Genomic DNA, 24,495 nt, shown 5'->3' on the forward strand with positions numbered 1-24,495 from the left:
CTTCAGTGCGCGCTACTCCGGAAAGCGTTTTGCCAGATGCGCGGCCAGCATGTCGGTCAGATATTCCTGCGACCACATCGGTGTAAAAGTATGATCAACATGGCGTATTACTTCGATACGGATGCCGTCGCGATCCGGTAGTAAATGGGCATTGGCGCCAAGATGCTGAGTCATCAGGTCGATGCTGCTATCGTTTTCTCCAAAGACAAACAGTAACTCGACACCCCGCGCCTGCATGGCCCTGAAATTTCTCGCGACACGACCCAGCAGATGATGCGTTTTCATAAAATGTGCCATACGGTGTCGTACTCTATTGACGACCTGTTTGCTCAGACGTTTGCTGAGATTGCCAACGATGCGACGCAGCGCAATCTTGCCGCGCAACATACGACGCCAGGTATCGCCCGCACTGGCGGCGCGCCAGTAGAACTGTGTCGATTTCAGCGTGGATGCTTTCTTGGTTTGTATGACGTCGCCATGACGCCAGTGGAACGTCAGTTGATTCATCAACACCAGGCCAACCACACGCTCATCGTGAACTGCCGTTAGATAAGCCAGGTAAGCGCCTGAGCAAATTCCGCCAAGTACGAATTGTTGCGCGTCGTATGATTCTCTTAGAAATTTCATTGCACATCGGATATCGTCTATCCCCGACGTGCTGTGGACATCATTTTCCAGACCGGCTGGAGTTGGCAGGCTATAGCCTATACCGCGCTTGTCGAAGCGCAATACTGTAAAGCCCTGTGCTGCCAGGCGGCGGGCGAGTTTGACATACAGGCGATGATTGCCGACCCGATGATTGGCGCCGACATTGGTCAAAATAATGGCGGGTCTGGCGGAGAGTTTGTTATCAGGGACGTTGCTGACAGGATGCTCTGGCCGTAGTCTGCACACGATGCCATGCATGCCGGCAAAGCTGACAATCTCTTCCTCAAGTATCGATGTTGCGTATGGCAGGCGGCAATGTTTTGCCAGCGGTGCCTGAATCGACAGTGCTGCATCTCCGCGACGTATGACGGCAGGTTCAGCTCGTAGTTTTTTATGAGGAATCTGGCTGCACAACCATTCGCTGATGTCTTTCCAGACTGTATCCGGCACTACGGATTCATGCGCGTCCTCGGTCATCATCGCCGCATAGCCGCTACTGTCGGATAGATGGATTGCCCTGTGATCGAGGTGCCAGGCATTGGCAAGTTTGGCTTCCTGTCCTGATATGTCATCTCTTGCCACGATCATCGTGGCGGCCTGCGGCGCAGCGATTTTAAGCAAATCGAGCTGGCCAAGCTCAGTCCGGGTTCTGGCATCAAAAGCGTAACCCGTCAGTTCATCATCACTGATCTGCTGTTGTGGGTGGTCCGAGGGCGGAATGCTATGCATGCCACGTAATACGATGAGTTCTCTGACATAGGCTCGTCCTGACACTACCGGCGCAAACAAGATCAGCGCCGGTGCGGATAAGTCATCTGCCACTGCAGCCGCCAGCAGGGCGCCTAGCCGCATGCCAAATAAACTGACTTGGGCAACACCGGACAAACGCCGTAACTGCTCGGCTGCCTGCTTAATATTTTTTCGCCAGCTTGTGACTCTCGCCGTATCGCTGTCAGCGGAATCGCCGCTTGCATCGTAATCAAAAAAACAAACGGGAAACCCAGCTCTGGCCAAACGCATCGCGAGATGCTTATATGACCGGTACGAGACCATATATTCGTGGCCGAAAGGCGGACACAGAACCACGCCGGAATTGCGGATGGCTCCTTGTGCCGGATGATACCAGCCGAATAAAGGCGTATCCGCATCACCAAACCAAAAACCCTGTGCTGAATCAGCATCCTGATGGGTCTGGAGTGGAGGGGACATGGCGATAGTCACTGTGGATTCATGGTCGGCAGGTTATTCGGAAGGCGATGCAGGTTTGCCGATCTTAACCGGACTGAGTGCATTGAGGGCAAACACTGAGCCTTGTACAGATTTTTTTCCATTGGAGGAAGTGGAGCTACCGGAGCTGCTGGTTAGCCTGATTTCGCGGATAGCGCCCGGTGCGAGATGGAAATAATTATCATCAGGCAGGTAGCCTGGCACATCGATAGCGATTGATACAGCAAGCTTGCGTGTCGTCAGGTACACGACAAAATCATCGGTATTGCTAGCAGGTTCTGCCGGTTCAAATTGCGCTTGTAAGCCGAGATCACGTTCACCATGATGCTTGATCCCGGTCGGGAAATGAAATGCCGCACAATACGGAATTTCATTACCGTCAGCATCAGCATCAGCATCAGCGGAGCGCAGCCGTGCTACCGCCACATCGTGACCTGGAGGGCCGAAGCGATAGGCGTAAGCTGTGTCAAAAAAATGTTCCAGCAGACTATCGGCGCGTATCTGTATGGTGCTGTGTGAGTTAATCGTGACGGCCTGCATGCCTTGCGCAATCAGGGTTTCACCATGACGATATAAGTCGAGTTGCAATTCTGCCTGCACCGAGGTTGGACCATCGTTCACGATGTGTATCGCGAGGCCATTCAAGCCTTCATCTGTGATCAGCACGGTCAGTGCTGCCATCGCCCGCCGCACATAGTAATAGGCGGCTTTCGGCTTGCCGAGTGCATCAATCAAGCCCCAGCCTGCACCGGCCCAGAGATCGCGCAGGAACCAGATCAAAGCGCCGTGACAAGTCGATCCGGCACGTCGCCATTCTGCCAGCGTCTGCGCCATGACTTCACCTGTGCTGACCCGCGACAAGGCCAGATAGCGAGGCATATCGGCATAACGCAAGCTGGCAGGATCGACCTGATACAACTGCGCCATATAGTGATCCCGCACGTCTTCAAAATCCCAGCTGGTACCGTTATCACGGGGGATCCGTTGCTTCCATGAGGGATGTGGTCCGGGCGCTTCGCCGTTTTGTAAGAGCTGCTCTATCGTGCTGTCATCAGGCATGTTCGAGAAGCCCAGACACTCAGAGGTGAAACGCAGACCGGTACGACGCGCATCGTCGAGCGGACGCAGATAGGCGCCGACGCCGAAATAATGCGAGACGCCCGCATCAAGCTGGAACGGCATCACACCACCGCTAGGGCTGGACGGAACGTAGCTTGTTTCAGGTAGAAACCCAGCGCATAAACGAGGCAAACTATCGGCAAAAAAGTGATTGCGCCACAAATCGCGCGATACGCCGAGCATCGCTGCCTGTTGTTCAATTTCCGAACTGCCGCAGAGCACGGCGATGCAGGGCGAGAGTTGAATCCGGTTTAAAAATTGATTTGCTTCATGCAGGATGTTTGCAGAGAAGACAGGATCATCGACCGGATAATCCATGTTCGCAAACATAAAATCCTGCCAGACCAGAATCCCCAGTTCATCGCACAAGCGATAGAAACTATCGCTCTCATAATGCATGGTACCGACCACCCGTATCATGTTCATACCCGCATCCCGCGCCAGCAGCAGCGTAGGCCGCAGACGGGCCTCGTCGCCCGCAAGTGAGAGAATATCCGGCGGCATCCAGCATGCACCGCGACAAAATATCGGAACTCCGTTCACATGGAGATGAAAATCATCTTGCTCCCGTCGCACCTGAATCGATCTGAAACCGAGTTGACCCAGATCGAACAGATGACGCTGACCCGCGCTGATGATCTCGATCTGCGCCGGATATAACGTAGGCTGGCCATGCGTATGTGGCCACCAGAGCGACGGATTTACCAGGCGTAATTCACCACCCGCCATGAAGGCCGGAGATTCGCCGGAAAGCTGGTCTGCTATATCTAACCGACATTGAGTATCGCCGACATGCAGGATCACCTGATCAATCGGGGTTGTCGCCGCAATATGTATTTTTGCGCTGACGATGCCTGCGCTTTGTGCGGCAACATCCGGCGTATGAAATACATCGGATGCATCAAGTCGGGTACGTACATCGGCATCCACAATGCGGATATCGTTCGCGGTTTCGATACGTATTGCCCGATAAGGACCGACAGCCGCGACCGGCGGCGACCATCCCGGCATGTGGCCGAGCAGGCTGGTTCTGACCCAGCGCAGTTGTTGCTGTTCGACCAGTCGTGTACGCCAGCGGCCACGCGGGCGACGGATTTTGAGTGCAGTATTTAGCGAACGAAATCGCAGACTCAGGATGCCTGAGTGGATCATGCCGCCCGTTCTGGCGAGGTGGGCAGACAGATCAATCCGGTGCTGGACAAACATATTCTCCGAGCTGAGCAGCAAAATATCATTCCAGAATACCTCGCTCAGGCTGGCGAGACCGTCGAAACACAGCGCGGCGGCTTGCGGCAAGTCACAGTGGCAACGGAACCAGTAATCTGCGTCGTCAAACTGCCGGTCACCGTAAGTAAAGCGCTCCAGAGCATGCAACGATGATGCAACGGTTCCCGGTACCTGCGCTGTTTGCCAGCGATGGTCGGCAATCTGGGATGCGAATTCGATCGTGGGAAGCTCATTGGCAGCGACTTCGGCAAATTGCCATTGAGCGTCGAGAGGCTGTTGATACGGATGTCGGACCAGTGCCATCAACGTTCATCCTGAATCAAAGCATGCTCAAGCTGATCCATGCCAGTTTGCCAGTGGGTTTCCATCTCGGTAAGAATAGATGTCAGGTCGACGGATTTTTTGCCCATCACAGCGCGGGCAGTTTTTAACAGCAGCGCTTTAGTTCCATCGGAGATGCCGTCGAAGGCTAGCGCAGCGCTCGCAAAATTGCCTTGTCCCATTTGTTCCAGCCAGCGCAGGTAAGTCGCGCCGACGCTGAATCCCGCTCCCAATTGCCGCAACGTCGCAAATGCGTAGGCGTGGTAAGCGGCCAGTCCCTCTGCTTTTAACTGCTCAACGTCGCTAATAAAGACGGGTTGAAACAAGCTGATGGGATTATGTGCAGGGCGGCGTACCAGATGCTTGATGAGGAGTGCTCGCGACGCCTGCGCCAGTGAGCGCTCATCCAGAAACATTAGCCGGTCAAGGCGTACAAATTCAGCAAACATTGGCATGGCCGCCTGAACTGCTGACGAATCATGCAGTGCGCCGGTACGGAAGGTCTGTACAAAATCATCACCGCTGAGTTCGTGATAACTGCTGTTATGAAAATAGCCCATACGCTGTTGAGCGATATCGATTTCCTGAATCGCGATGGTGGTCTTGACGTGATTAGTACGGTAATCGGTGCCGGAGGTATCTGGCAGATAAAAAGAATCGGTTTCAGTCAGCACCAGACGGCCACGCTGTAATTGGACGCAGGCGTTATCCAGCAGATTGCGCCAGACATTCAGCTCTTGTACATCGATCCCATACAGCGTGAATAAGTCCTCATGTGGTGGCTTATAAAACGTCCATTGATCACCATCGAAGTCGAGTGCAAATACCATCGCCATGCAGGCAACAGGATTCAGTTTCAGGCTGTGCAAGACCTCGATCCAAACATCGATATAGCAATTGGTTTCGCCCCAAGCGCGCTCATTGCCGTGTAAAGCATGCGGCACATAGCTGGCGCGATCAATGCGCGGCAGGGCGTGCAACATCATGACCAGAGCAAGGCGCGCACTGCATGCGGCCAGTCTGCCGTGTCCATACCGTGGGTCTTAAACAAGGCCATCACAATACGTTCCAGACCGAATCCCAGACAGGCGGTATGGGCGACATCGCCTCCTGCTGTATGGATGCCGAACAATTTGCCAAAATGATCCTGGTGATAATTGAATGAGCAGACTGCCGTCGGTTTCTCTTGTGAAATCACCGGGACGACAACTTCAAATTTCAATTGCTGTTCGCGCTGATTGGCAGCCAGCATGCGACCACCGCGTCCAAAGAAAGGATCTGATGCGACTTCGGAGCGTGCCGGTAAGCCTAGCGATAACAAGATATCCAGACCACGTTGCAACCAGACATTGCGCCATGCAATCACCATTTCTGGACTGCCTGCGCGTACGAATTCACGCACACGAAAGGATTGCATGCGAGTCGGTTCTGGCGACGGCTCATTCCGGAATACCCAGTTTTGCATATCGACCAGACGTCCCTCAGCCGCCAGCGTACCGCTGAAACTCGGATACACAGGGTAGCATGCCGCCGGTGTCAGGCACACCGCTGTCATGGTTTGCAGATGGGTCCAGGGACGACCTTCATGCACGGCTTCACTGAGTTCTTTATGCTGAGCCTCATTGCCGGTAAAACTGAAAATCGTTCCGGCAAGCTGGGGAAAAGAGTCGAGAAATTCACTCTGCTCTAATACCTGACGATCCAGGCAGGGCGGGAACGACATCTTGACTGCCTTGTCGTCTGCGGCTACCCGTGTTACGTAGTCATCGAAGCGACGTAAAACATCTTCAAAGACCGGACCCCGGCCAAAGATGCCTTGTACGCCGACTGGAATAATATGTCCGGCAGTAACCAGATCATCGGTAAGCAGTTCAGGGGAAAAATTGATCGACATAGTGATCCTTCGTTTTCTTTTTAATTGTCTTTTAGGATGAGCAGCATATTGGCGTTGGTCGCCAGAATCCTGTCGTTGCCTACCATCAGCGCAGCAGAATGGGCATCGCGCAGGTGACGGCTCATACTGAACGGGCTATCATTTTTATAGCCGAGTATGCCGCAGATCGACAGGGCTTTTGTCACGATCTCCGGTAGATCTTGCGATGCCTGGATTTTTAAATTATTCATTTTCAGGGCATAACCCATCGTTGACAAACGATCGCTTGCTGAGTCGCCGGTATCAACTGAATGCGCTGCCGTGAGTTGCTCGTATTCCATCAGGCAGGCTTGCGAAGTCGTGCGCAGGGTTTGTAGCATGCTCACCAGTTCTGCCAGGCGTAAGGCGGTCGGGGGTACCGTGCCAGGATTGGCTCTGGCCTGACCCCGGACAAATGCACGCGCTTTGTTAACTGCAGCCGCGGCGATCCCCTGCCAGCAGCCACTCCACAATAAATGTGAGACAGGAACGACCGTGACATTCGACATATCGGCAAAGGGAGTCGCGATAATTTGTGCGGCGATTCCGGTTGCACTGAGCAGAAACGGCGGACTGCAAGTGCCGCGCATGCCCATGGTGTCCCAATGTCCTCTTTGTTCCAGACTGTAGGCAGATTTACGTACCAGAATCAGCGACTGGTCGCTGTTTGCTGCATCCGGCGCTCGGCGTGCGGTTACCAGTAAATCATCGGCTTGTGCGCCATAAGAAATCGTCGTCGCATTTTTAACCAGACGGAATTCTGCGCCGTCGGACTCCACACAGCAGGAACTGCGGCGCATTTCGCCGCCGACGCCCACCTCAGAAGTCACAGAGGCAATCAGGTATTGATGTTCAACCAGGTCACGTAAATACTGGCGATACCATGGGTTGTCGAGCGCATGCCTTACCAGAGTAATGACTTGAATCTGATGCATCGCAAAAATCATTGCCGTTGCTGAGCATTGCTGTCCCAGTGCGTCACATATTTCAACGAGTTCAGTTAGGCTGGCACCTGCACCACCGAGCTCCTCAGGGATATAGGCGCTGAGCAATTTCGCTTGTTTCAGCGCATTGATCGCTTCATGCGGGAAGCGTGCATCGCGATCAACCTCGTCGGCATGCGGCGCAGCGATCTCTTTTGCGATTTGTTTGGCAAATGTCAGCAGGGCTGACGCAGATTCGGACATAAAGATCTTTGGCGGTAGTGGCAATATTGGCTGTAATGATGGACGATAAAAATTTGTTGTCATTTAAAGTCGTGACATCAGCCGGCATCTTGAATACTTCTCACCGGGTTGCCGGTGTTCAGGCAGTCAACTCCTGAATCGCAGCATGCATTGCGGCAATACTTTCAAACACACTACGCTTGAGCATACGGTCGGGAAACTCCAGATCAAACGCATCCTCCAGTGCCAGCATCACGTTCACACTGGCATGCGAGGTCATTCCTGCTTCATATAGGTCTGCCTCGTCGGCGAGTGTCGCCACATCAACTGCCAGACGGGCATGATCTTTTAAAACTTGGCGAATTTTTTCTGTACTCATTGCTGTGCTTTTTTGAAAGATAAAGAGAATTTAAATTACGGCTACCGGTACTGCAATCGCAGACGCCGTTGCATATTCATGGTCGTGGCTGAGGCTGAGGACGATCTGGTATATGCCTGATTGCTGATACCGGCGTCGCAGCTCTGGCGCCAGTAGAACGACAGGTGCGCCATTCTCGTCGGCGACGATTTCTATGGATTGCCAGGGCAGTACCTCATCCTTACTTGGCCTGAGCAATTTCATGACCGCTTCTTTTGCCGCGAAGCGCGCCGCTAGCCGGTCGAAGCGAAATGCTCCGTTCACCTTGTTATGACAATAGTCCAGCTCGCGTAAAGTGAAAAGACGTCGCAAAAACCGCTGACCAAACTGCTGAACCGATTGCTCAATTCCGGGTATCCACACCAAATCAGTGCCTATCGCTAACTTAGCACTCGCAACGACCTGTGTTGATCGCGAGCGAACCACAGTTTTAGAAAAGCGTGAAAAAGTGCGTTTCATCGAGTTCTTTAGCAGGAATGACGCCATCAAAAAGTAATCAGAATATCGTAGATAGAATAACAGAACGTTAACTTGTCCATCGTTAAAAAACGTCAATTCCGGCTTACGCATTGAGTGTATTTTGGTTTTGTGCGACGCACTCGGTTCCCGTTATTTTTCGTTTTGTCCTGATCAGACTGCATTTCGTCTTATCACGCTGGAAACATACTCTAGGTAGCAATAAGCTCTGGTTCATTGTAGGAGTGCCGCCGTAAATGTATGTGTCGTTGAGCAGACTCACGACTCCAGACCACCACACCAAGAGACGGAATAAATTATGCTGAGCATCCAGAACGTAGTTAAAACCTATGGTAGTCGCGTAAGAGCAGTTAATGATCTGTCATTGCAGCTGTCCGCGGGTGTGGTCGGCCTGATCGGTCACAACGGCGCAGGTAAAACGTCATTGATGCAAATGATTGCCACACTGACCAGACCAACAAGCGGGCAGATTCTGTTTGATGGCAGTGACATTGTGAAAAAACCGAATGCAATACGCCAGCGGCTCGGTTATCTCCCGCAGGACTTTGGTATTTACCCAAACCTCACGGCGCTGGAGTTTCTGCGCTATTTTGCTGCCTTGAAAGGGGTATGCGACAGCGCACGTATCCGGCATTTGCTGGAGCTTGTCAATTTGCATGAGCATGCCTCACGTGTTGCGTCGACTTTTTCCGGCAGTATGCGACGACGTCTCGGTATTGCTCAGGCCTTGTTGAATGATCCGGATATTTTGATTGTAGACGAACCGACTGCCGGACTTGATCATGAGGAGCGGTTGCGTTTTCGTCAGTTATTGTCGGAGATTGGGTTTAAGAAACTGGTGATCATATCAACGCATATCGTGTCGGATATCGAAAACATGGCGGGGCATCTTGCCATCATGCGTAACGGCAAACTGGTGGCTTACGACACTCCAGAAAGTTTTGTGCAACAAGGCCGCGGACAAATCTGGTCAGCAACAGTCGATACGCAGCAATATGATTTGCTGAGCCAGCAGGTGCAGGTCTTACAGGCGCAGCGACAGGCATCGGGGATTAGTTTGCGCATCGCCCATCCGCATTCACCTTGTCACGGTGCGCAAATAGTCGAGCCAACGCTGGAAGAGGCATTGATGTCCCGGCGCTATGCGGTACAGGAGCTGGCAGCATGAGCAGGTATGTAAATCGGTACTTATTATTGGAGATGATGAAAAGTGAGGCGCGTCTGCGGATGCGCCGTACCAGTACTCTCGTCGCCATGCTGGTTGTGGTGGCGATTACCTGGCTCATGATTCCTGATCCTGCTAGTGGAAATACCCTGATCGCAGTTGGTGATGCACGTGTGCGCTATAACAGTGTATGTCTGGCGCTTGGCAGCTCATTGCTGTCCAGTCTGTTATTTGGACTGGCTGGTTTTTACCTGGTTCGCGGTCGTATGCAAGAAGATGTACGCAGCGGTGCTGGCGCGGTGATGGCGAGCATGCCGGTAAGCAATCGCCAGTTCATTTTTGGTCGCTGGCTTGGCGGCGTGGCGTATCTGTGCTTTATGGTGCTGGTATTTTTGCTGACGGTGCTGGTGTTGCATTTGCTGAGTGGTGAGGGGCCGATACAGTTAGGTATTTATCTGCAAAGTTATGCGCTGGTGTTGTTGCCGGCCTGTTTTTTTGCCGCGAGCATGGCTCTGTTATGTGAGTCATTCGCACCTTTGATGGGGAAATCAGGCGATGTGTTGTACTTTCTCATATGGACGACGCAAATTGGTGCCCCTGTTTCGATGATGAATGGAGGCACTTCTGCGGGATGGCATCCCGCGCTCTTGTTCGATTTTTCTGCTACCGGTACTGCGATGATCCGGTTTCATCAGGTACTGGCAAGCAATCATTTTTCTTTAGGCATCGCTGATTTTAATCATGCGCTGGCACCTGTTACCTTGTCTGAGGGATTTTGGTCGGCTGACATGATCTTCGCAAGACTACTGTGTCTCGCAGTTGCAATGCTGCCGCTTTTACCAGCGATTTTTTTATTTCATCGTTTCTCCCCTGATAAGGTGAAGAGCGCGGGCGTCAAAAAAAGCTGGTCACCTTTACGTTTGCTGAATCGTCTGGTCAGGCCTCTTGCTGCCTTTAGCCATCCTCTGTTTGTATTGTCTGCCAGACTGCCCGGATTGCCCGGTCAGATTGTGGCGGAACTAGCGCTGACAGTAGCGACCAGCCCCGTGGTGGTGATCGGAATAGTCGTGGTGATGTTGCTTGGTAGTGTATTGGAGCAAGCTGACTTGAGTGCGCTTGTCATGGTTAGTGTCGCTTGCTGGGGCATACAGATTGCTGATCTGAGTGTGCGGGATTTTCAGTCCGGTAGCGAAGATCTCAGCGGGGTAGTGCATGGCGGTCGTCGCTACCGGTATATGCGGCAATTATGTGCGGGTTATCTAGCAGGATTATTGCTGTTTTTTCCTGTCATTGTGCGCTGGTCCGCGAGCGATTCTGGCCGAGCTTTGGCGCTTATCACAGGCTTGTTCGTGTTATCCGCCGTGGCTAGTTTTTTGGGGCGAATGACACGGACTGCAAGAACTTTTCTAGCACTTTTCCTTTTCGGTTTGTATATCGCAACCCAAGCGAGAACCGTAGCTGTTCTGGATGTTGTGGGTTTTAACGGTGTGGCGAATACCGGCACAATCGCAGGTCAGCTGTTGCTTGGTATGGTGTTGTGTACCGTTGTGGCGCTTTATGAGCGTACTTCTGAAAAGTAACTGAGTCTGGCGTGGATACGCATATTCGTTCTGTCTGAGTGAGTGAGTAAGTAGGTGAGTAAGACTTATCCGCAATTGCCAGGATTATTTTTTTATCTGGCCTATCGACTGCTCTACATAGTCGCCGTCTGCATCGCTAAAACGTAGACGTACCGGATACCATTCCATTGCGGGCGCCAGCCATAATTCGAGTTGCTGATCTTTGGAGTCAGGCGGAGGTGCTTTGACAATGTGGATGGTCGCGAGTTCTCCCAGAGCCGTATTGATCGTTTCTTTCTGGATCACTTTAAACGTCCATGGCTCTGCGTCGCGCCGGCCTGCTACAAACATTTTCCATTCACTACCCGCTTTAAATTTTTCACCTGCTGCGCGGGCGATTGCCACTAGTTGCCAGGTTGCGCTGGTACGATCCTGTTCCCCACCTTTGATGGGATATTGTTCTGAGGATTCGCTAAAGCTGATGACTTTGTTTGCGGTACTGCGTTCGAAACGTGTCGTGCTTTCGTTTTTGCGGAATCTCTTTTCGATGAATTTATCTGGCGCTAAACCGTAGTCGTCGATGTTGCCGATACTGCTGGCATCCAGAATTTTGCCCACCAGCATGGCGCGGGTTTCTGTGACGATGCTGTATTTTTTATCGTTGAGTTGCCAGTTGACACTTGCCTCGCCACTAAGAGGAATGCCACTTTGTTTTGCCTTGATGAGGTACGTTAAATTGGCCGACGGCGGCAGATTAACTGTATGTCTGTTGTCCGTATCTGCCATGACAGGAGCATGCAAACTAATGCTGATGAACAAGCCTGTGCAGAGTAACTGCAATGGTTTTTGATAGAAATTCTGGAACAGATTCATACTTACCTTTCGGTGACGGTCGTCGGAATAATTTTGGTCACAATCTGGGTCGTGATTGCACCGTTAGTTTCGGTATTTCGTATTTGTACTGGGTACCAGTTCACCGCTGGTGCAAACCAGATATCCAGTTGTGAGTTATATGCACCTGCTCTTGGCGGCCGGACAACGTGCCAGGTCATCAGGGTACCAAGTTTTGTTGTCAGCTCTTCCTGACCGGCAATAACAAAGCGAAACGTCGTTGCTTCACGTTCTTCTGCTACCTGAATAATAATCTCTTGTCCGGTTGTAAACTGTGCTGGGTCAGCATAGCCGATACCTGCTAATTGCATCAGCACAGAGGCTTTATCTTGCGCAGCATTGGCCATGCGCTGTGTCTTGTTCGATGATGAAAAACTCAGTGTGTTATCGACGTGATTGAAATGAATGGCTGTCTCGGAGCGATTGCGGCGTACCTCGCTGCTGGTCAGCGGTGTAATACCTGCCTGTGACACTTTGCCTTCGCTTTTCAGTTTGAATAAATTGAGGGTCGTCACTAATAAATCCAATCCAGCATCGATCGTCATCATGTAGCGATCGTCCGTCAGTTGCCAGTTGATTTCTCCGACACCGTAATAGGGACTCTTATTGAGTTCCGTACGTACTAATTGCAATTTGAGCTGAGCTGACGGTAACGGCGTTGATGTGAACTGCGCCAGATTCGGTGTATCCGGATCAATTACTTTTTTGGGTACATCGTGTGTCTCGCCCACACTGCTATGACTCTCCTTCAGAACCTCTTTGTTATTGGCCGGTATTGAGGCAGCACTTTCATTTAACTCCTTTGTGTCCTTATTTCCTGCATCGGACCCGATGGCTGGTGTAACCGCCAGATAGCCGGATGCCGCCTGGTAGGTGGCGTTATCGTCATTGCTGTCTGCAATCTGAAAAGGAACTGCTTGCGCTGGCTTCTGTGTTTTTGTGACGATTTTTTTGACGTCGTCCGCTGCTTGACGCGGACTTGTCTTTACTGCTTCTATCTTGTTCCCGATGGCGGGTTGATCAGGTTTGAGTAGTTTGATTTGTACCTTGGATTCTTTGAGGATGCTGATTTCTGCCTTGCTTTGTACTTTATTCAACCAGAAAAAAACGCACAGATGCAGAGCGATCGCCGCCATGGCAAAGCTCAGAATCTGACGACGCGGTATTTGATTAAACCAGGCTGCAATCATGAGACAAGGGGTCGTAAGAAAAAATTAGCAAATAAAACACGCAGAGTGAACAGAGCACAATACAGCGCACAAAAAGCACATGCAGCAATAAAAGGAGCAACGAGTAGTGTAAACGTTCCGGGCATCGCATGCGATGACCTTGCCCATGTAAAATGAAGAAGAAAAAATGCGTTATGGGCGAAACGTTGCGCGAAAGTTCCGCTTAACTTGTCAAAAAATTAGAAAAGAAGAAGTTTTATGTCCTTGGTGTCGTCCGTGACCTCCCTCTGGTTTTCTTTCTCCCCATCAAAACAAATGCGTCGCGCAGATTTGTTTGTCTTGGTCTTATTTACTTTATTTAGCGTGCTTACACTATCTCAATCGTACGCAGCTAATGCATCTGTGCAAGCTAAGCCAATACGGATCGCAATGATCGATGGCTTGAGTGGTGCATTCAGTAATGCCGGTGAAGCGGTTGTCCGTAACCTGCAAATGGCGATAGAGCAGGTGAATGCCCGAGGGGGTGTGCGGCTGGCAGATGGCCAGCATCCTCTGCAATTAACAAGCTTTGATAACAAGCAGGGAGTTGAAGATAGCCTGACGATTTTTAAACATGTGACCGATCAGGATATTCCGTTCATTGTTCAGGGCAACAGCTAGGCGGTTGCCTTGGCACTGGTCGATGCTATCAATAAGCATAATCAGCGAGTGCCGCAGCATCGTGTTCTGTTTTTGAATTATTCGGCAGTGGAGCCGAGTTTGACGAATGAGAAATGTAGCTACTGGCATTTTCGCTTTGATGCGAATGCCGATATGCGCTTGCATGTATTGACTGAAGTGATACGCGATGACGAACGGGTAAAGAAAGTGTATCTGATTGGCCAGGATTACAGTTTTGGCAGGCAGGTCGCGGCCACTGCGCGCAGCATGCTGACAAAGAAGCGTCCGGATATCAGCATTGTCGGGGATGATTTGCATCCCATAGGCAAGATTAAAGATTTCGCCCCCTATGCCGCCAAAATCAAGGCCAGCGGCGCAGATACGGTGATCACTGGAAACTGGGGTAATGACCTGACCTTGTTAATCAAAGCCGTGAAAGATGCAGGCATGGATACCAGGTTTTATACCTTTTATGCAAACGCTCTGGGTGCCCCGGCAGCGATTGGCGATGCCGGTATTGGCCGTGTCAGAGCAGTTGCTGAGTGGCATCCGAATGCCGGAGGATCTGACAGCGATGCGTTTTATCAAAGCTTCCGGCGACGTTATCCTGATCCCCGTGATGATTATGTGCATTTACGTATGCATATACTGGTGAATATGCTGGTGGCGGCGATAGAAAAAGCGGGTAGCGTAGAAGCCGGCGCCGTCGCCAGGGCAATGGAGGGGGCCGGTTTCAATAATGGCTTTCATGATGCGAGCATGCGTGCAAGCGATCACCAATTGATACAGGCCTTATACGTCTCCGTCATGCAGAAGCGCAATCCTGACGCCAGAAGCGGGCTAAGGTTTGATAATGAGGGTAGTGGCTACGGTTTTAAAACAGAGCGCTATTTCGCATCTGCATTGACGGCATTGCCAAGCTCATGCAAGATGGACAAAAGCTTCTTACGTGATCACTGACACGGCGCATGAGCCTTATAGCATTCCTATGAGTCTTGTATGAGTGTTGCGTGTTCTGACGAAATAGACGATCTGACAGCCCCTTTAGGAGAGCAGTATGACTTCCCCGTTTCAAGGAAATGATTTTCCAGGCATGAATTCAATGAACGACACCCTGTCTTTTGTTAAAAATATCTGGGGAGGTATGCATGTGCCAGGGATGGTAACGCCGACCGTGTCGATAGATGAGCTGGATAAAAAAATCAAGGATCTCAAAACCGTGGAATCATGGCTGACCGTTAACATGAATATGTTGCGAGGAACCATACAAGCCCTAGAAGTACAAAGAGCGACGATCGCTGCACTGAATTCTCTCGGAGAGAGCTTCGCCAGCACAATGGCCAATGCAGGCGCAGGCAAATCCGAAGTGCCAGTAAAACCGTTTGAATTCACCAAAAATACATTTTGGCCTAATGCTGCAGCGTCAGAGGTAAAGCAGGAACCGGATGGTGAGCCGGTACACAAAACGTTTATGGAAGCGGCAACAGAGCCAGCAACAGCGAGTGTAAGCTCTGCTAAAGTGATGGATAGCAAAGACTCGGAAGAACCCGCAGAGAAGGCAGCGCAAGCGGCGGATGGTAATTCAGCCTTCTCTAATCCGGCAGCATGGTGGAATCTGTTGCAAGATCAGTTCAAGCAAGCGGTTAGTAACGCGATGATCGGTGAGGCAGATGCCGCAATAGTTACCAAATCAGATAAGGCTGATCAATCTATAAAAAAAGCAGCATTAAAAAAAGCAACACTGAAAAAAACAGCAGCAATAAAAACTGTCTCTAAAAAAACCGAAGGCAGCACCGTCAATACATCGAAGACCATTGTGCCGGCTAACAAAAAAACCGTTAGCACTAAGACTGCGAATAAAAAAACGCCGGGCCCGGTTATCAAAAAATCTGTATCTCGTCAGCCGTCAGCGGTCGCAAAAACCACTGTTGCGAGTGTGAAAAAATCGACAGCGGCGAATAAATAGTCAGAACAGGACTGACGCAAAGCAGAAAGCTACTTGGTTTATCTATCACCATTAACGAGAACTTCTAAAAACCTTTTAATCGGTATTTCAGGGAGCCGCATATTCCCGTCTTTTCTCTGTGTCTCCGCGCCTCCGTATCTCTGTGGTGAGAGGTCTTGGTTTTTGTGTCAGTCCTCGATGTGATTGTTCTATTCGGAGATTCTGGAAGTTCTCCTACATTCAATACGCAATATAGATGCGGCTTTCAGAAGCATTTCAGCCTGGAAGGCGCATCTATATTGCGGATTCGTAGGAAACTTCAAAAATCGAATCAAGCGCATCGCGTCGTTCGATGGTCGCGCTTTATTGACTCGCGACGCTATTTGTCATCAATGGAGACGACATGCCTCAGTTCTTGGCAGCGCGCTTCAGCAGTCGCATCAGGCCGCCCAGTACCGGAAGTTTTTCATATAGTTCTTCGGCAGCATCCCAATAGTCCCGGTGATAACTGACTCGACCATCTTCACGAAAGCGAAGATGAGTTGCGCCTTTGATTCTTTGCAGCTCCGTCGAAAAACGCTTCATCGAAAACAGAAAATCCCAGCTGATGAATGCTTCATTTCCTTGCAACAGCCTGGTATGCACTTTAAAACGTGGTTGATCGACCTGGGCAAACATGTGCGCAAAAATTGCTTGTACCGCAGCGACATCCTGCACTTCATTAAAAGGGTCTTTGAAGTAGGCTTTTTCAGCGTAGACCGACGGGATCTGCTGCACGCTTTCTGGTGTCAGCGTTTCAAAGAAGATGACGAGTTTGCGCAAAGCCTCTTCATAGAGAGTGGCATCGGCATTGTCAGTATTCTCAGTGCTTTTGGTGTTCATAGGCCAGTGGTCTTGCGTATTAGAGCAAAATACCAGCGGTATGGAAGCAGGCGTGCGAATCTCAGCCAGTTGGTAAATCGCTTCGGAAAATGGATATGAAATTCTCCTCGCTCCATCCCGCCAACGAGTTCTGCGGCAGCGACCTCTGCGGTGATGAGTGACGGCATCTCAAAATCATTGCCTGCCGTGAGTGGTGTTTTGACAAACCCCGGGCTGATTAGATAGACCGCAATATTCTTTGGATGTAAATCGAAGTACAACGATTCGCACAAGTTGATGATGGCGGCTTTAGTGGGTCCATAAATCAAGGCTTTTGGCAGGCCTGATAAGCCCGCGACAGAGCCAACTATGCCGACCCCGCCAGATCCCTGTTTGATCAGAGGCGGTAAAACTACATCGAGACAATTCAATACGCCGCGCAAATTCAGATCGATTAAACGATTAGCCGCCTTCAAATCGAATTCATCGGCACGCATCGCGTTGTAGCCACCAGCGACGATCAGCGTCAGGTCAATCTTGCCCCATTGCTGTATTAAATCGGCATGTGCTTTTACCAGGGTAGTATGGTCGGTGATGTCTACGGGTGCGACCACCGCATGGCTGTGTCCAGCGGCGAGCTGGTTCAACAGAGTTGTTTGCCGCGCCGATAAGGCTACCTGCGCGCCTTTTTGTAGCAAGAGCAAGGCAGTCTCCGCACCTATCCCAGACGACGCGCCGATGACCCATACTTTTTTACCAAGCCAGTCAGTAATTTTTGGATTCATCGTTGCCATGATTACTTGCTACTCCGCTTGGTAAAAGACAAGGTCACACTACCAAGTTCTATCCCGTATTTACTCATAATCGCACGATTCAGCATGACCTTCTCGTCCATCAGCACCATCCAATCATCGAAATCAACATGGATGATTCTTCCATCGACGGGCAATGCCAGGACATAATTCCAGTGCAGGGTATTACCTGATACAACGCCTTGCGCTTCACCAATGACATCTGGGGCGGTCCCGGTGAACTTACCTGCACTCGTTTTCTTCAAGGTCCAGATACGTTTTTGGCGAGTACCGTCTGAGTAAGTAAAATCTTCATCAAGCGTGCCTGTATCGCCTTGCCATTCGCAACGCATGACAACGGTAAACCGTTTTACGATTTTTCCTGAACGATCCTGAAACATTCCCCACGCATCAATGGTGCCGTTAAAGAACTGCGTTAATTCGAGTACGGGTTTTTCTGCTACATATAATTTCGGATCATTCGTGCTCGCGCAGGAACTCAGTAAGAGTACGGCAGTAAATAAGGCGATACTGCGCATCAGTGTAGAGAGCTTCATGATTTTGTCCTTGCTATTAGGTGAGACAGCGCTGTGCTAGTTTATTGGGAACTGGTTTCCAGTAACTTTTGGCGCAGGCCCGGGGCTGAGGTTTTTTTATCCAGCCAGATGGAAAAGAAGGCATGAGCAAATTCAGGGTCCTTGATCTCCCCCAATAATTTTCCGTCGAGATAAAAACGTGCCGCGAGACCTGGCAGAAATATACCTGTGATGTGATTGCCCTCTTTTACATCAGGGAACAATTTCGTCATTTGTGTCAGCCAGGATTTTCGTTGCTCCTCGGTGCCTAGCTTGAGTTTCTGGATTTCTTCAATGCTGGCTTCGGCTATTTTTGCACCAATCAGGTTACGGGCATAGGTCAGGTCCAGCGCGATTGTTTGACGTCCTAACTGACCGTTGGCTTCTGGCAAGTAGCCGTCTTTGCCTACCCATAACTGCGCGTCGTATATAGCGATTCCAAACCAGCGGAACGTACCTTTGCCCAAGGGCTTCGCCTGACCGAGTTCTTGCTGAATATGTACGTTAGAGATTGCTTTGTCGCTGTTGGCAAATGCAGGCGTGGCACCCCACATACAACACAGCATAGTGCTTATATAGAGGGTTCGCCACACATAAATGTACAAAATCATGATTTGATCAAGGTGAATTGCGCAACATCAATGCTATGCGCCCGGAAGCCAGCTTCACAATAGGCGAGATAAAACTCCCAGGTGCGGATAAATTCTTGATCGAATCCTTGGGCTATGATTTCTGGCAGTTTCGCCATGAATGCATTTCTCCATTCCTGCAAAGTACGTGCATAGTCGAGGCCGAAAGTGAAAGTATCGACCACCTGCAGGCCATGTTGTTTTGCATATTCTTTGAAAATCTGTATCGATGGCAACATCCCGCCAGGAAAAATATATTGCTGGATAAAGTCGGTTCCTTTGCGATAGCGCTCAAACAATTCATCGGCGATCACGATACTTTGCACACATGCTCTGCCGCCTTGTTTCAGATTGCGGCTGATGCATTCAAAATAGCTTGGCCAGTAAGCTTCACCGACGGCTTCAAACATCTCTATAGACGCAATAGCGTCGTAGCTACCGTGAGCGTCACGATAGTCCTGAATCTGTAGCTTGCTCTTTTCATGCAGGCCCGCTTTTTGCAGACGTTCTTGGGCAAAGTGCAATTGCTCAGTGGAGAGCGTCAGACCTGTCACATGGGCGAACGCTTCGGTGCTGGCGATTTCTGCAAAGCCGCCCCAGCCACAGCCGATTTCCAGAATGTTATCGTGTGGATGAACCGCGAGCTGTTGCAGGATACGACGGTACTTTGCCAGCTGCGCATCATGCAAAGTCTCGACTTTATCGCCAGAGAACAATGCACTTGAATAGGTCATCGAAGGATCCAGCCACAAGCGGTAAAAATCATTGCCGATGTCGTAATGGGCGTGAATATTTTTCTTACTGCCAGCACGCGAATTGCGGTTCAGCAGATGCTTAATCCGATACAGCAGATTACCCCACCAGGTACCGTAAATCACAGATTCAAGTTGCTGACGGTTACGGGAAATCAGTTCGATTAAAGCGGGTAACTGACCGGTGGTCCAGTGACCTTCGATATAGCTTTCTGCAAAGCCGATATCCCCTGATTTGAGCACTGAGCGGCAGAGCTGCCAGTTATTCAGCACCATTCTGACCGGGCTGTGATTATGATCGCCAAAATGGCCTTCCTGACCATCGGGAAATTGTATTGTCAGGTTAGCGTTCTCTAGCTTATGCAGCAGGCTCAACACGAATTTAGCTTCAGCCGGGAACTGCGCCGCATTTAAAGGCGTGCTTTGCTCCTGATGGGGATGGATGGTGGGATGCAGACTACTCATCGACTGACCTCGTTAGCTGGTGGGAGTGGTTTGGAAAAAAAAGGTACACGCTTGAACCAGAGGTATAGCGCTTGTAAATGGATGCGGGCGACCACACCGAACGTCATCAGGGGATAACGCAGCATGACTCTGGCAATACTTGTTGCAGTCATGTTCTGTTCGCTACCGGCAATGCTCGTCAGCAGCAGCGGGCCTGCATCATCGTCATATTCGATGCGGGCGACGTGCTGAGTCTGATGCTGTTCTCCGATGTCGCGCGATGTACGCATGAAGCGAAAGCGATATTGGCCTTCGATCGCACAAAATGGTGACACATGGAAGATTTTTTTTGCACTTAACTCTTGTCCGTAGTGCTGTATGTCGCCGGTGTCTAGCAGGTAGATATGTTTTTCCCCGAAGGTATTGCGAACCTCGCAAACAACGGCACGCAGTTCGCCGTCCTGACGATGACAAAACCAGAAAGACACAGGGTTAAATACATAACCGAAAACCCGCGGAAAACATTGCAGTGTGATGTCGCCATCAGCATCAGCGATGCCTTCGGACAGTAATAAGTTTTCTACCCAGGCAAGAGGCGTCTGCTGACCATCGCCATGATCTTTGTCGAAGAAAGATAGCAAATTAAACCGGTTATGTGAAAACCCAGAGCATGAGAGTTCTGATGCCTGATGAGCGGTACCACGCAAGCTCACGCGAATGAAGAACACGCCGTAAGTAAAGCGGTTAACAGCAGGACGCAGGCGATGATGTCTGACCTCGCCGGTGCATAAACGTATCGATGTCATGGTCGATGTCATTTTAGGCTGCGCGTGCTTCTTGTTGATCCAGGCGTTGTACTTGCTCCGCAACTGCCAGACCAGATTTCAGGCCATCTTCATGGAAGCCATAGCCGGTCCAGGCACCCGCAAACCAAACGCCATTGTTACCTTGTATCTGATGCAGCCGGCTTTGCGCTGTTATCGCTTTTTGATCAAAAACGGGATGGGCATAGTCAAAGCTTGCCAGTACGGATGACGGCGCAGGAGCGTCAATCGGATTCAGGCTGACGATGACAGGGGTACTGAACGGTAGTGGCTGCAACTGGTTAATCAGGTAGTGAACGCAGACTTTCGCTTCATTACCGCTCTCGCTCTGGTAATTCCAGGCAGACCAGGCTTTCTTTTTCTTCGGTAAGAAAGATGCATCGGTATGCAGGACAGCCTTGTTTGGCTGATACGTGACCGCCGATAAAATATCTTGTTCATCGCGCGATGCATCGCTGAGCATCGCGAGACTCTGATCGCTATGGGTCGCAAGTACCACTTGATCAAATTCTTGGATGCCGTCTTTGGTCATTAACTGAACAGTGTGTCGCGGCGTTCTGTGGATGGAAAGAACGGGCGTGTTCAGATATTTTTTTGGAATCAGCTTGAGGATTTTTTCCACATAGTGACGTGCTCCGCCTTTGACGGTTTGCCAGCGTGGACGGTCATTTACCTGCAACAGCCCGTGGTTATGGCAAAACCGGACGAAGGAGGACAACGGAAAACTCATCATGGTCGCGGTGGGACAAGACCAGATACAGGCAGCCATCGGCAGCAAGTACCAGGTGCGGAATGCCTGTCCGTAGTGATGCTTATCCAGGAAGCTTCCCAGCGACAACTGAAAATCGCTGTCAGCTACATTTTTTGAATTTGCGAGTGCCGTAGTTTGCTGATTAAAGCGCAGGATATCGCGCAACATACCCAAAAAACTTGGACTGAACAGATTGCGTCGTTGGGCAAACACGGTATCCAGATTTGCGCCGGCCCATTCCAGGCTGCGGTTGTTCACCGGCATCTTGACGGAAAACGACATATCGGTCGCAGCCGTTTCGATGTCTAATTCTTTAAATAAGCTGACCAGATTCGGATAGGTTTTGTGATTGAAGACCAAAAAACCGGTATCTACGCCGTAGGTATGGCCGTCCAGGCTGACATCAACGGTATGAGTATGACCGCCGAAATAGTCGTTTGCCTCAAACAGGCTGACATCATATTGCGCCTGTGAAAGACGATATGCACAGGAGAGACCGGAGATGCCGGAACCGATGACCGCAATTTTCATATTATTTTGTGAGGGCAGAGGGTAATAAATTTTTGGCAATAAAACGATGTTCTTATGTCTTATTCGTTTGAAGTTGCCTATCGGATTCAACTATTTTTAACTATTGCAAAAAACTTTTTGATATTGGAAGTATCCAGGATCTGAATGCCGGTAAGATCCCGAGGTTCATTTTTAAAAAAAGGGTGCGTAATCCGCACCCTTCGTCTGATTGTCTTCTGGTTTATTGGGCTAGTGCTTTTTCGATGTCAGCAACCAGCTTTTTATCGTCCGGTGTCGTGGTGCTGGAGTAGGCCGCTACGACGTTGCCTTTGCGGTCAATCAGGTATTTGTAGAAATTCCATTTTGGTGTCGTACCGGTTGCTTGGATCAACTGTGCATGCAGAGGATTCACCTCTTTGCCTTTGACTGAGGTCTTGGTGAACATGGGAAATTTCACTCCGTAAGTATTGAAGCAAAAGTCGGCAATTTCCTTGCTGTTGCCCGGTTCTTGCTGGCCAAAATCGTTTGAGGGAAATCCTAATACCACCAGACCTTTAGGATTGTATTTAGCGTGCAGCTCTTCCAGCCCCTGATATTGGCTGGTGAATCCACAGTAGCTAGCGGTGTTCACAACCAAAGTGACTTTGCCTGCGAACTGACAGAGATCTTGTGCAGATTCGTCTTGTAAGCGTTTAAATTTATGGTTTAAAACTGCGGGACAACTTGTCTTGTCTTCGGCAAAGGCACTTGATATTGATGCTACATTTACAATAAATCCTACACTCAGGATGGTGAAAATGCGAATTAGTCGTCTCATGATGGTTTCCTTGGCCTAGTTTTGGGGGATTTCAGCGTTTTTTTCCTGAAAACTATCTTATCGCATTTGAAAAAATGCGGTTGAACCCCAATTATCAAATTAGCAGCAAGATATAAAACAGGCAAAATCGAGCTTGTCGTGAAGCGGTCACATCCGTCTGGTAAAATTAGAAAATCGACTCTATTTTTGCTTTAACTTTGTAAAGGTCATCATGCTTTACCCAGAATTGTTTAAATCCTTAGAGCAAGTCCGCTGGAATATGGAAACGGACATTAATTGGGATCAGTACGATGCGTCAAAGTTGACGCCAGAGCAGGCGCAGACGATCAAAATGAATGCGATTACCGAATGGTCGGCATTACCTGCTACGGAAATGTTTTTGCGCGATAACCGTGGCGATAGTGATTTTTCTGCTTTTATGTCGATCTGGTTTTTTGAAGAGCAAAAACATTCGTTAGTATTGATGGAGTATCTGCGCCGCTTTCACCCTGAATTAGTGCCTACTGAAGAAGAGCTGGACAATGTGCGTTTTGAGTTCGACCCTGCACCACCGCTGGAAACGCTGATGCTGCATTTTTGCGGCGAAATCCGTTTGAATCACTGGTACCGCTGCGCATCCGACTGGCATACAGAACCTGTGATCAAGCAGATTTACAAAATCATCAGCCAGGATGAGGCACGTCACGGCGGTGCATATTTACGCTATATGAAAAAAGCCCTGGGCGAAGCCGGCGATACTGCCCGCGCAGCGTTTGCAAAGATCGGTGTATTGATGGCGTCTGCCCGCCGTACCGAAAAGCCCTTGCATCCGACCAATCTGCATGTAAATCAGTCGTTGTTTCCTAAAGACACAGTGCAAAGTCGCCTGCCTGATCCTGACTGGCTGGAGCGCTGGCTTGATGGCCAGATTAAGTTCGACGGTGTTTGGGAAAAGAAAGTGATCGAACGAATTTTGCACAATATGTCCTTGCTGTTTGACCGCACCTTTGAATCTGTTCAGGATTTAAATCGCTACCGTAAAGAAGTGACGCAGAGACTGGCAGCAGGAGATCCTGTTATTTTGGGTGCCGCATAGAATCCGAATTGTTACGCAATTCGTTTACAATGAAAAAGCCGCAGCAGATTGCGGCTTTTTTCATTGGTTGGAATCACAAGACATCATGACCACATTTGAACAAAAAATAACCACAGCAAGCGGCTTACGCGAGCGTATCGCAGCTTTGCCAAAGCCGGTCGTGATGACGAATGGCGTCTTTGATATTTTGCACAGGGGGCACGTCACTTACCTTGATCAGGCACGCGCTTTAGGGGCATCTCTGGTTGTTGCGGTAAACACAGATGCTTCTGTGAAGCGCTTAGGCAAAGGTGACGACAGACCGGTCAATAGCTGTGAAGACAGACTGGCTGTGTTAGCTTCCTTGGAGTCCGTTAGTCTGGTTGTCGATTTTGATGAGGACACGGCTTTACAAATTGTTGAGCTTGCTCAGCCAGATCTGTATGTAAAGGGTGGAGACTACGATATGGCGGCGATTCCGGAAGGCAAAGCGGTCTTGGCTTATGGCGGGCAGGTGAAAGCAATTGATTTTGAACATGATCGCTCCACGAGTAAATTACTGGCGAAAGTCCGGGCAAAATAA

General features: G+C 50.1%; 22 protein-coding genes and 1 pseudogene. 6 read left to right on the forward strand and 17 right to left on the reverse strand.

Translation table 11 applies throughout. The features are described from left to right. Positions 1-12 precede the first annotated feature (12 nt). The 7 genes from ACO0LE_RS02765 to acpS form a co-directional block, all read right to left on the reverse strand. The gene (locus ACO0LE_RS02765) at positions 13-1,857 is read right to left on the reverse strand and encodes an alpha/beta fold hydrolase (protein WP_422958884.1); all 1,845 of its coding nucleotides are present in this window, start codon (positions 1,855-1,857) and stop codon (positions 13-15) included. Between the two features lie 33 nt (positions 1,858-1,890). Then, positions 1,891-4,524 carry a glycosyl hydrolase 2 galactose-binding domain-containing protein gene (locus tag ACO0LE_RS02770; RefSeq protein ID WP_422958885.1) on the reverse strand — a complete coding sequence of 878 codons (2,634 nt, stop codon included), beginning with the start codon at positions 4,522-4,524 and terminating at the stop codon, positions 1,891-1,893. Beyond that, positions 4,524-5,525, reverse strand: a complete 1,002-nt coding sequence (locus ACO0LE_RS02775) for a DUF1839 family protein (RefSeq protein ID WP_422958886.1) — start codon at positions 5,523-5,525, stop codon at positions 4,524-4,526. The genes ACO0LE_RS02770 and ACO0LE_RS02775 overlap by 1 nt, the downstream gene beginning before the upstream one ends. Continuing rightward, positions 5,525-6,436: an amino acid--[acyl-carrier-protein] ligase gene (locus ACO0LE_RS02780; protein ID WP_422958887.1), complete on the reverse strand. Its 912-nt coding sequence runs from the start codon at positions 6,434-6,436 to the stop codon at positions 5,525-5,527. The genes ACO0LE_RS02775 and ACO0LE_RS02780 overlap by 1 nt, the downstream gene beginning before the upstream one ends. Before the next feature lie 20 nt (positions 6,437-6,456). Beyond that, complete coding sequence (locus tag ACO0LE_RS02785) at positions 6,457-7,641, reverse strand: acyl-CoA dehydrogenase family protein (RefSeq protein ID WP_422958888.1); 1,185 nt, start codon at positions 7,639-7,641, stop codon at positions 6,457-6,459. Positions 7,642-7,759: 118 nt separating this feature from the next. After that, a complete protein-coding gene (locus tag ACO0LE_RS02790; RefSeq protein ID WP_422958889.1) occupies positions 7,760-7,999 on the reverse strand; it encodes an acyl carrier protein in 240 nt (79 codons plus the stop codon). A 30-nt stretch (positions 8,000-8,029) separates the two neighbouring features. Beyond that, positions 8,030-8,497 carry a holo-ACP synthase gene (gene acpS / locus ACO0LE_RS02795; protein ID WP_422958890.1) on the reverse strand — a complete coding sequence of 156 codons (468 nt, stop codon included), beginning with the start codon at positions 8,495-8,497 and terminating at the stop codon, positions 8,030-8,032. A gap of 316 nt (positions 8,498-8,813) precedes the next feature. On the opposite strand from acpS, the gene ACO0LE_RS02800 reads away from it, so the two are divergent. Both ACO0LE_RS02800 and ACO0LE_RS02805 read left to right on the forward strand, forming a co-directional pair. Then, entirely contained in the window at positions 8,814-9,683 is an 870-nt protein-coding gene (locus ACO0LE_RS02800) for an ABC transporter ATP-binding protein (RefSeq protein WP_422958891.1), read from the forward strand. Beyond that, complete coding sequence (locus tag ACO0LE_RS02805; RefSeq protein ID WP_422958892.1) at positions 9,680-11,260, forward strand: hypothetical protein; 1,581 nt, start codon at positions 9,680-9,682, stop codon at positions 11,258-11,260. The genes ACO0LE_RS02800 and ACO0LE_RS02805 overlap by 4 nt, the downstream gene beginning before the upstream one ends. 84 nt (positions 11,261-11,344) lie before the next feature. Here the strand turns inward: ACO0LE_RS02805 and ACO0LE_RS02810 are convergent, their stop codons facing one another. After that, positions 11,345-12,112: a DUF3108 domain-containing protein gene (locus ACO0LE_RS02810; protein WP_422958893.1), complete on the reverse strand. Its 768-nt coding sequence runs from the start codon at positions 12,110-12,112 to the stop codon at positions 11,345-11,347. 2 nt (positions 12,113-12,114) lie between these two features. Continuing rightward, entirely contained in the window at positions 12,115-13,320 is a 1,206-nt protein-coding gene (locus ACO0LE_RS02815) for a DUF3108 domain-containing protein (protein ID WP_422958894.1), read from the reverse strand. Between the two features lie 294 nt (positions 13,321-13,614). Here ACO0LE_RS02815 and ACO0LE_RS02820 point away from each other — a divergent pair. Next, a pseudogene (locus tag ACO0LE_RS02820) lies at positions 13,615-14,919 on the forward strand (branched-chain amino acid ABC transporter substrate-binding protein). Positions 14,920-15,016: 97 nt separating this feature from the next. Further along, a complete protein-coding gene (locus ACO0LE_RS02825) occupies positions 15,017-15,925 on the forward strand; it encodes a PhaM family polyhydroxyalkanoate granule multifunctional regulatory protein (RefSeq protein ID WP_422958895.1) in 909 nt (302 codons plus the stop codon). A 387-nt stretch (positions 15,926-16,312) separates the two neighbouring features. Here ACO0LE_RS02825 and ACO0LE_RS02830 read toward each other — a convergent pair whose 3' ends face one another. The 8 genes from ACO0LE_RS02830 to ACO0LE_RS02865 form a co-directional block, all read right to left on the reverse strand. Next, positions 16,313-16,786, reverse strand: coding sequence for a nuclear transport factor 2 family protein (locus tag ACO0LE_RS02830; RefSeq protein ID WP_422958896.1), 474 nt, complete (start codon positions 16,784-16,786; stop codon positions 16,313-16,315). Continuing rightward, on the reverse strand, positions 16,783-17,550 hold the full coding sequence (locus ACO0LE_RS02835) for an SDR family NAD(P)-dependent oxidoreductase (RefSeq protein ID WP_422958966.1): 768 nt from the start codon (positions 17,548-17,550) through the stop codon (positions 16,783-16,785). The genes ACO0LE_RS02830 and ACO0LE_RS02835 overlap by 4 nt, the downstream gene beginning before the upstream one ends. Before the next feature lie 11 nt (positions 17,551-17,561). Further along, positions 17,562-18,113, reverse strand: coding sequence for a DUF3833 domain-containing protein (locus ACO0LE_RS02840; protein WP_422958897.1), 552 nt, complete (start codon positions 18,111-18,113; stop codon positions 17,562-17,564). Between the two features lie 41 nt (positions 18,114-18,154). Beyond that, on the reverse strand, positions 18,155-18,742 hold the full coding sequence (locus tag ACO0LE_RS02845; RefSeq protein ID WP_422958898.1) for a chalcone isomerase family protein: 588 nt from the start codon (positions 18,740-18,742) through the stop codon (positions 18,155-18,157). Beyond that, on the reverse strand, positions 18,739-19,977 hold the full coding sequence (locus ACO0LE_RS02850) for a class I SAM-dependent methyltransferase (RefSeq protein WP_422958899.1): 1,239 nt from the start codon (positions 19,975-19,977) through the stop codon (positions 18,739-18,741). Before ACO0LE_RS02850 ends, ACO0LE_RS02845 begins: the two co-directional genes overlap by 4 nt. Next, the gene (locus ACO0LE_RS02855) at positions 19,974-20,774 is read right to left on the reverse strand and encodes a DUF1365 domain-containing protein (protein WP_422958900.1); all 801 of its coding nucleotides are present in this window, start codon (positions 20,772-20,774) and stop codon (positions 19,974-19,976) included. The genes ACO0LE_RS02850 and ACO0LE_RS02855 overlap by 4 nt, the downstream gene beginning before the upstream one ends. 1 nt (position 20,775) lies before the next feature. Then, positions 20,776-22,062 carry an NAD(P)/FAD-dependent oxidoreductase gene (locus ACO0LE_RS02860; protein WP_422958901.1) on the reverse strand — a complete coding sequence of 429 codons (1,287 nt, stop codon included), beginning with the start codon at positions 22,060-22,062 and terminating at the stop codon, positions 20,776-20,778. 220 nt (positions 22,063-22,282) lie between these two features. After that, positions 22,283-22,858: a glutathione peroxidase gene (locus ACO0LE_RS02865; RefSeq protein ID WP_422958902.1), complete on the reverse strand. Its 576-nt coding sequence runs from the start codon at positions 22,856-22,858 to the stop codon at positions 22,283-22,285. Positions 22,859-23,069: 211 nt separating this feature from the next. Between ACO0LE_RS02865 and ACO0LE_RS02870 the strand changes: the two genes are divergently transcribed. Both ACO0LE_RS02870 and rfaE2 read left to right on the forward strand, forming a co-directional pair. Next, complete coding sequence (locus ACO0LE_RS02870) at positions 23,070-23,933, forward strand: ferritin-like domain-containing protein (RefSeq protein ID WP_422958903.1); 864 nt, start codon at positions 23,070-23,072, stop codon at positions 23,931-23,933. An 85-nt stretch (positions 23,934-24,018) separates the two neighbouring features. Then, the gene (rfaE2, locus tag ACO0LE_RS02875; protein WP_422958904.1) at positions 24,019-24,495 is read left to right on the forward strand and encodes a D-glycero-beta-D-manno-heptose 1-phosphate adenylyltransferase; all 477 of its coding nucleotides are present in this window, start codon (positions 24,019-24,021) and stop codon (positions 24,493-24,495) included.

The sequence above is a fragment of the Undibacterium sp. Xuan67W genome, from assembly GCF_049340165.1.
GTDB lineage: Bacteria > Pseudomonadota > Gammaproteobacteria > Burkholderiales > Burkholderiaceae_D > Undibacterium.